The sequence below is a fragment of the Flavobacteriales bacterium genome, assembly GCA_020435415.1.
Classification (GTDB): Bacteria; Bacteroidota; Bacteroidia; order JACJYZ01; family JACJYZ01; genus JACJYZ01.
On the sequence record JAGQZQ010000043.1, the window covers coordinates 1 to 9045 of the forward strand.

General features: G+C 47.6%; 7 protein-coding genes. 4 read left to right on the forward strand and 3 right to left on the reverse strand.

Going from position 1 to position 9045, the window contains the following annotated elements; all coding sequences use genetic code 11:
* The 4 genes from KDD36_08500 to KDD36_08515 all read left to right on the forward strand — a co-directional run.
* Nucleotides 1-1160, forward strand: a 1160-nt coding sequence (locus KDD36_08500; protein MCB0396678.1) for an OmpA family protein, incomplete at its 5' end; no start/stop codon positions are given.
* A 96-nt stretch (nt 1161-1256) separates the two neighbouring features.
* Complete coding sequence (locus tag KDD36_08505) at nt 1257-3530, forward strand: OmpA family protein (GenBank protein ID MCB0396679.1); 2274 nt, start codon at nt 1257-1259, stop codon at nt 3528-3530.
* A 55-nt stretch (nt 3531-3585) separates the two neighbouring features.
* A complete protein-coding gene (locus KDD36_08510; GenBank protein MCB0396680.1) occupies nt 3586-5205 on the forward strand; it encodes a PD40 domain-containing protein in 1620 nt (539 codons plus the stop codon).
* A 15-nt stretch (nt 5206-5220) separates the two neighbouring features.
* Entirely contained in the window at nt 5221-5835 is a 615-nt protein-coding gene (locus KDD36_08515; protein MCB0396681.1) for a fumarylacetoacetate hydrolase family protein, read from the forward strand.
* Here the strand turns inward: KDD36_08515 and KDD36_08520 are convergent, their stop codons facing one another.
* The 3 genes from KDD36_08520 to KDD36_08530 all read right to left on the reverse strand — a co-directional run.
* Nucleotides 5836-7539 (reverse strand): S8 family serine peptidase, encoded by a 1704-nt coding sequence (locus KDD36_08520; GenBank protein ID MCB0396682.1) that lies wholly within the window; start codon nt 7537-7539, stop codon nt 5836-5838.
* Nucleotides 7540-7630: 91 nt separating this feature from the next.
* The gene (locus KDD36_08525; GenBank protein MCB0396683.1) at nt 7631-8314 is read right to left on the reverse strand and encodes a hypothetical protein; all 684 of its coding nucleotides are present in this window, start codon (nt 8312-8314) and stop codon (nt 7631-7633) included.
* A 31-nt stretch (nt 8315-8345) separates the two neighbouring features.
* On the reverse strand, nt 8346-9045 hold a 700-nt coding region (locus KDD36_08530; protein ID MCB0396684.1), incomplete at its 5' end, for a tRNA 2-thiouridine(34) synthase MnmA.

Below are 9045 nucleotides of genomic sequence, written 5' to 3' on the forward strand. Positions count from 1 at the left end.
CACAGGAAAGCCATGCCGTGCTTTCAGCAGACGGACAAATGCTTTATTTCACCAGCAACCGGCCCGGAGGACTCGGAGGAAAAGATATTTACCGCGTACGAATGCTGCCTAATGGTCAGTGGAGTCTTGCACAAAACCTTGGACCTACCATTAACACCGAATATGATGAAGAAGGTCCGTTCATCCACCCGGATGGAGTGACGTTGTTCTTCAGCTCCCAGGGCCATAAGTCCATGGGAGGATTTGATGTGTTCTCTTCTGTCTATAATGCAGAAAACAACACCTGGTCTGAGCCGGAAAACGTTGGTTATCCGATTAACACGACTGATGACGACGTATTCTATGTTACGTCACCGGACGGCAGGCGTGCCTATTACTCCTCTGCCAATAAAAAAGGCGGTGTGGGTGAAAAAGACATCTACCTGCTTAGCCTGTCTAACACAGAAGAGAAAGAACTGGCCGTGGTAAAAGGGGTGGTCATGACCCGTTACGGAGAAGCGCCGCCGGAAGGAAAGATCATCCTCACCGACCTGGAAACAAGCGAAGTGGTGGGTATCTACAAGCCCAACTCCAAGACAGGTAAATTCCTCTTCATTCTTCCCGAGGGAGGAAACTACGACCTGTCATTTGAGGCAGAAGGCTTCATGTTCCACTCCCAGAACCTGAATCTACCCGAAGGGACATCCTACAAGGAAATCAATACGGCCATTAGTCTGGATCCGATTGTCGTAGGTGAGAAAATGATCCTGAACAACATCTTCTTCGATTATAACAGTGCCAACCTGACCCCGGATTCAAAACTGGAACTTGACAAGCTGTTCCGCCTGCTGGAAATCAACCAGAACCTGGCTGTAGGTATTCTGGGACATACGGACTCCAAAGGTGGAGATGATTTCAACATGCAGCTGTCACAGGCCAGGGCACAGTCCGTTGTAAACTATATCGTAGAAAAGGGCATTGACAAGGAAAGACTTGTGGCCAAAGGCTTTGGCGAAACACAACCTATTGCCCGGAACGAGAACCCGGATGGCACCGATAATCCGGAAGGAAGGGCACTGAACCGCCGCATCGAGCTGAAGGTGCTGAGCACTGACGGAGAATTGGATGGTCTGGTAGACAAGATCAATGTTCCGGACAAGCTGAAAATCAACAAAGAATAGCGGTTCATACAGACCTATCAGCTCATAGCCTGTCTAACGTAACCTTTTATTCGTTGAGTGGGTACAATTACCCCATCAACTAAATTGGATACGGGCATGCTCTTCAACAAATTCCTGACAGGTGTACTATGTGCTTCATTGATCTCTATTAGTGTTTTCGGCCAAACGGACGAAGGCGACCTCTTTGAATCAGCCAAAGAATTCATGTCTTACGGCGATTTTAAGAACGCGGAGATTTACTTTAAAAAACTGCTGGAAAAGGCACCGGACAACCCGGAGTATAATCTTGAACTGGGCCTTTTGTATTGCCTGGCTTCAGATAAAAAAACTGACGCCATCCCCTACCTCGAGAAGTGCGACCAGCTAAGTAAGAATGAAGATGAATTCCCTGAACGATATTACTACCTGGGCATCTGCTACCAGATCAGGGGAGACTTTGACAAGGCCATCAATTACTTCACACTCTTTAAAGGATATACCAAAAAGAATAAAGAGGGACTGGCCATGCAGCAGGAAGTCAACCGACGTATAGAATCCTGTAACCACGCGAAGATCTTTGTCCCCTCTCCCATCAATGCCCAAATAAAAAATGCCGGTGACCAGATCAACAGCCCTGAACTGGATTATTCGCCGGTCATGCAACCGAACCAAAGCAACATTTACTTTACCTCCAGAAGACAGGGTAATTATGGAACGGCGTCTTATGACGATGTGCACCAAAGGGTTTTGAATACTGAAGATATCTACTTTGCTCCTATTACCATCAAGGGAGATTCCATTGTTTATGATCGCGCGAAAAAAGTGAGCAGCAAGATCAACACCACCGACCATGACGCCGTTATCGGATTCTCCAAGGATAACCAAAAGCTTTTCATTTACCGTGAAAATGACGTGTGGTATTCTCAGATAGCAGGCCGCGACTGGGGTGATCCCAAGAGACTCAATCAGAAATTCAATACGAAAAAAGGACAGGAAACCAGCCTTGCCATGTCGGCAGCACAGGACATGATCTTTATCGTGAGCAGCAAAAAAGGAGGCTATGGCGGCAAGGACATCTACGTATCCGAGCTGCAGGACGATGGATCCTGGAGTCCGCTTGTGAACCTTGGACCCAACGTTAATACTTCCTACGACGAAGAAAGTCCATTCCTAAGCACCGATGGCAAAACCCTGTACTTTTCATCCATGGGCCATTCCAGTATGGGAGGATATGACATTTTTCAGAGCGCCTATGAAAAGGGTGAATGGCAGGCGCCAAAAAATATGGGCTACCCCCTTAATTCATCCAGTGATGATATATTTTACACCACCAATGAAGATGGCAGCCTCGGCTTCCTTTCTTCAGACCGCGAAGGTGGAATAGGTTATATGGACATCTATGAAATTCATATGCAGGGCAATGAAATCCCTGTTACCGAAATCCGGGGAATTGTATTGGCAGGTAAGGACCTGACACCCGTAGGAGCCAGGATCACCGTGAAGAATACAAACAACAACAAAGTGGTGGGATACTACGTATCAAATGAAGATACGGCGAGCAGCGATTACGGAAAATACCTTTTGGTACTTAATCCGGGAGAGGAATATGAATTGACCATTGAAGCGGAAGGCTATACCACTTATAATCAAACCATCTTTGTACCTGCACAATTCGAATACCATCAAATGTATCAGGAAATTCACATGGGAGAAAAGGAGTCGGCCATTTACAATGCCCTCTTCGACATCGATACCCAGTATGACAATGCGTATGCTTACATCGAAAAGCAATTGGCAGTCGACGAAGAATATGCCGATGTTCTTAAAAAAGACAATATGTATTCGGCTTATATCAACACGTTGATCAAGATTGATAAGATCCTCAGCAATCCCGATGAAGTGATTAACCAACCCAACGGCACATCGGAGAAAAAAGCCGAATCAAAATCAGAGACCGGCGTTGGCGTTGACGAGTTCTTCAGTCCGGATGAGATCCTTGCCGTCATGCAGGATTCCTTATCCAATAAACCCATTGTGATGCCCAACATCGAGTTCGACTACAACCGGGCCACACTCAGGGAAGATTCAAAACTTGAGTTGAATAAGCTTTACACCTTCATGAAGAACAGTGCAAATGTACAGGTGGAGATCATCGGACATACGGACAACAATGGGGATGAGGACTTTAACATGCGTTTATCCCAGAAGAGAGCCGAGGAGATTAAAGCCTATCTGGTATCCAAAGGAATCCAGGGAACCCGGATTCTTACCATGGGTTATGGGGAGTACAAACCCATTGCTCCCAACACCTTACCTGATGGATCGGACAACCCGAAAGGCAGGAAAAAGAACAACCGAATTGAGATGAAATTCCTGTTCGGAAAGGAATGATTGCAAAAAACAACTAAATTGGTGCTTAAGCTGTAGAGAAAAGATGGGTATGAACTTGCGTGTACCAATTTATAGGACCACCATATTAAGTATTGTTTTTGCCTTCGTAATTGCCCTTGACGGTGTTTCCCAAAGCCGTCCACGTCCGGGAACTCAACCCGTAGAAAAGGAGGGAGATAAGAAAGAGGCGAAAGACAATTTCAGCGTAGGCAACTACAAGGATGCCATACCTGACTTTGTTGCGCTCCTGCGTGATGATCCCAAAAACACATCCTATAATTTCAAATTAGGTGTGTGTTACCTGGAAACGCATGGAGACAAAACACTGGCGATACCATACCTTGAAACAGCATTAAAGGACCCGAAACGCCCGGACGAAACCATTCTCCATCTGGGTCGCGCCTATATGCACGCCCATCAATTTGATGATGCTGTTGTAAAATTCAATGAATACAAAAAGCTGATCGAGGGCAATGAGGACGAAACCAAATATGTAAACCTGCTGATCAAGCAGTGTGGAAATGCAAAGAAGCTGGTGCTTCATCCCATACAGGTTCGTTTTGAGAACCTGGGACCCGATATTAATACACCAGACCCGGAATACAATCCATACATTCCACCGGACGAAGATTTCCTGGTCTACACCACCAGAAGCAAAAAGAATGTGGGGGATCTCCTGGATTTTGACAAGCAGTATCCGGCTGACGTTTTTCTGGCTACCGCCAAATCAAACAACAACTGGAGAAGAGGACGAAGCATCAGCAGCTCCATCAACACTGAACTAACGGAGGAAGGCGTAGGTCTTTCGGCCGACGGAAATCACCTCTTCATATTCATTGACAACTTCAATGGTTTCGGAGATCTGTGGTATTCAGAAAAACGGGGCAGATCTTTCGGAAAGGCAGATCCATTGGAAAGGAAGACCATCAACTCCACAGCCATGGAAACCAGTGCCACCATGACCAATGACCAACAAATCCTCATATTCAGTACAGATTATGAAGGTGGTTATGGAGGACAGGATCTTTACATCTGTCGTAAACTTCCCAATGGCGCATGGGGCTACCCGCAAAATATGGGACCAAAGATCAATACGGAGGGAGATGAACAATTTCCCGCACTCTCCTATGATCAAACCATGTTTTATTTTGCATCCAACGGTCCCAACAGCATGGGCGGTTTTGATATATTCTCAACAAAATGGATGTACGGGGGAACAGATTTCCCGGAGGTTAAGAACATGGGGTATCCCCTGAACTCCACCGCTGAAGAAACCACTATCTCCTTTGATGAAACCGGAAGGTATGCCTACATGGGTCTTGGCAGGAAGGATGGTTACGGTGACCTGGATATCTACAGGGTAACCATCGAGGACGTTGAGCCTAGGTATACGCTGATCATCGGCAATGTATTAAACCCCGACTCCAGTATCACCGGGGTACGTGGTCGTATTAACGTTACAGAAAAGGGGTCCGCTCAGCTTTATGGCACCTACATTGTCAAACCATCTGATGGTCGTTTCATCATGATCCTTCCTCCTGGTCAGTATCAGGCAGTCGTAGAGATGGAAGGCCTTGAAGCGTTCCAGGAAGATATTCGCATCCCTGACAGAGGAAATTATGTACCCCAGATGAACCGGAAGTTTGTGGTCGGTGGATCACCACCCGGCGGATAGCACTTACCCATATCCATGAAAATTATTTGCATCGGAAGAAACTACGCAGCTCATGCGAAGGAGATGAAAAGTGAGGTTCCATCCGAACCCGTCTTCTTCCTGAAACCTGAAACATGTCTTGTAGCACGAAACCGTCCTTTCTTTTATCCTGATTTCAGCCAGGACATCCATCATGAAGTGGAACTCGTCCTGAGGATCAACCGCGTAGGTCGTCATATCGGGATTCCCTTTGCCCACAAATATTATGATGAAATTGGCATCGGAATAGATTTCACCGCACGGGACGTACAGGCTGAAATGAAGAAAAAAGGACTGCCCTGGGAAAAAGCCAAAGCCTTTGATGGTGCCGCTCCCCTGTCCGACCGGTTTCTTCCGAAAACCTCCTTTGCAGATCTGAATGACATCTCCTTCCACCTGGAGGTAAACGGCCAAACAGTACAACAGGGCAATACCCGGGACCTTCTTTTTTCATTTGACCAGCTGATATCCTATATATCTACGTTCATCACGCTAAAGAAAGGAGATCTGATCTTTACGGGCACACCCGAAGGCGTTGGGCCGGTGCAAAAGGGAGATCGGTTGACAGCCTTTATAGGTCAGGATGCACTTCTGGATTTCAACGTACGTTGATCAATGTCCGGAACGGAACACACGGATCGGGTAAGTCTCGATGGGTGTGGAAATGGTAAGTATGTAAACACCCTGCGGTGTTAACGGGGGGAGCTCTTCTACCTTGACCACATTAAATGTATTACTGACAAACCTCTTATTCCGGTGGTAAATTACCTGCCCCATAGCATTGATCAACTCTACGGATACGGTTTGATTGACCGCGGAGAAGAAAACAAATGACAATTCATCTCTGAAGGGATTCGGATAGGCCATCACCAGGTGATCATCTTCAAAGTCTTCTCTGAGTATACCATCCAGAATCAGGCTCGCGACCGCGAAATTAGGTACGCCATAACCCTTCACAGTGTCAGGTGCAAAGAACTGATCTCCGCTTTGCTCAATGGCATCCATCACCTGTCCGGCAGTCGCCAAAGGGTGTGCCTGCCACAGACAAGCCGCCAATCCGCTAATGAGCGGCGCGGAAAATGATGTACCACTTCCCGTTTGAATGCGGGGACCGGGAGACGTATCAGGCGCCACCGATGCAATAATGGTTGATAATCCCTGGGCAACAACATTAGGTTTCAGGCGCCCATCCACCGTGGGTCCCAATGAACTGAAATAGGCCGGCATCTTGTATTGGTCCACCGCTCCCACTGCCAGGACGTTCTTACCATCCGCCGGTGCAGCAATATACTTCCACGAACTTGCGCCCTTGTTCCCGGCACTGTTCACCACAAGCATTCCTTTGGACGCAGCTGCTTCTGCTCCAAGGGTAACCTTTGTCGTACGGCCGTCCATATCCTGGTAAGTGTGATCCTCTGACACGTCATCGAAGGTAGAATAACCAAGAGAAGAATGGATGATATCCGCACCCACGCTATCGGCAAACTCGGCAGCCACGACCCAATTGTCCTCTTCCATCACCATTTCACTCTGAGAATTCTCCGAGCGAAGCAGCCAGTAATCCGCCTCAGGCGCAGTTCCCACGATATTCCCGGGAAGGTTTCCGGCCATCACAGACAGCACCTGCATGCCATGGGTATGATCTTCATAAACGGAAGAACCGCCATCCACAAAATCACGCGTGCCTAACAAATGTCCTTTGGTGCGAAGGCTGTCAAACACAATCCGATTACCCACTTCCCAGAACCCTGCATCCAGAACGGCAATCATCATACCTTGTCCCTTATAACCCTTGCTGTGCATATAATCACCGCCCAGCATATAGGACTGGTGATAGGACAGCCCGTAATCATATGCGGCATCTGACGATACCATCCCGGAAGTTTTGGAAAGGCTCATATCAGTCACTTCCCCGATCACTTCATCGGCTTGCCTGGCATACCTATGAACAGGTTGAACTGAGGTTACAAAAGGCAACGTCATCATTCTGGCCAGGGATTGTTCATCCGGGACCTCAACGGTCACAGCATTGAACCAACGGGACCGATGGACAACGGTAAGACCGGCTGCGGATAGCTCCTGTACATATGCCGGGGAAACAGGCAGATCGTTCTCAGTAATCGGAATGCCCTGACGCTGACGCCGTGCAATGGCCCGTTCTGACAGAAACTCGTGAGGTCTGTCTACCGAGTACGTAGATGATGATTTATGATCAAACTGAACCCAATATCGCTGATGCTCGTTTTGCTGAGCAAAGACAGACATTCCGCAGGACACCAGGAAGAGTGTCAGAGTAACAGTCTTGAAAAGGTTCATTTCTTAGTTTAAGAGGGACGCAAGTATGCAAATTAGAGAAAAGCGCCGGAATATCCAAAGGTAAAATAACGCACAGCGCACCTGAGAAGCACTATTTACCCCAGTTGATCACCTTAAAAGTGAAATCGTATCCACCGATGATTGTTCCATCCACCTCCGTTTCAAGATAGTGCTGTTTCCTATACACCAAGCCCACACCTTTGGCATAAATCTCCTGAGCATATTGTTGTTCAATCAGGTTGGCCTCGTCAATCTGCAGAACGGTCACGGTTGAATCGAAGTGAATGGCACCCAAATCGGCGGGACTATGAATCTTTTCATATCTGAACTCCCACTTTGGCCTGGTATTGAGGGCATTCCCATCCCAACGAACTTTCTTATCCGGTGGAAAAACAAGGTTAACATACCGGACATTCTCTTCAACCCTTTCACCTGTATGTTCATCACGGTTGGCATACCAGATATCAGTAATCTGCCATGGCATTCCCAGGCTATCCCTTCTGGAGCGCTGAATACGGTAAGCTTTGTGTCCCTCCAGGTCGGTAAACGTTTCGGTGATCTCTTCCCGGATATAATAGTGATATGAGGTATCTTTCCCGTTGAAAAAGGCATCGTAGACCGTAGAATCCATTTCGTACTCAACCCAATGGCCTACGTCTACAGGAAAATAGTCCATATGAATGGCGGGGGGTGTTATCACGGACTTTTTACAGGATACCCATACAAGACAGATAAGCACAGCGTATGCGATTCTGAGGATTAGACCCTGTTTCATGTGGTTTTAGAACGCATCTCTAATTCGAAGGTTACACCATACTTTCCTCTGCAAATACCGCACGCCGGATCATCCCTCCACCGATGAGGTCATCCCCATCGTAAAACACGGCAGACTGGCCGGGTGCAATGGCGCTCACCGGTGCATGAAAGATCACATGCACCTCATCATCCACCAGCTCCAGCGTACTCATGGTTCCGGGGTCTTTATAACGGATCTTTGTCAGGGCTTCGCGTTTGCCTGTCCATGGCTCCCATTTCTGAAAATTGGTCTTACCCACCACCATCCGTTGTTCATTCAGATCTTCCACCTCACCCAGCACCACGGTATTGGTTTCAGGAATGATCCGCGTGACGTACATGGGGGTTCCTGTTGCTATTTCCAGGCCTTTACGCTGGCCAACCGTATAAAAGGGATATCCCTGATGTTTGCCCATCACCTCCCCCTTCATATTCACAAAATCTCCACCGTTCACACGTTCCTCCAATCCTTCCACGCGACGCTTTAGAAAACCGCGGTAGTCGTTGTCCGGAATAAAGCAGATTTCATAACTCTCGCTTTTCAGGGCAAGGTTTTCAAAGCCCCTGTCCAGAGCCATTTGACGGATATCCTTTTTATGAAATCCACCCATGGGAAAAATGCTCCTCTTCAGGCTTTCCTGGGTCAGTCCCCACAACACATAGGACTGATCCTTATCCGCATCCAGGCCTTTGGAAACCACATACCGCCCT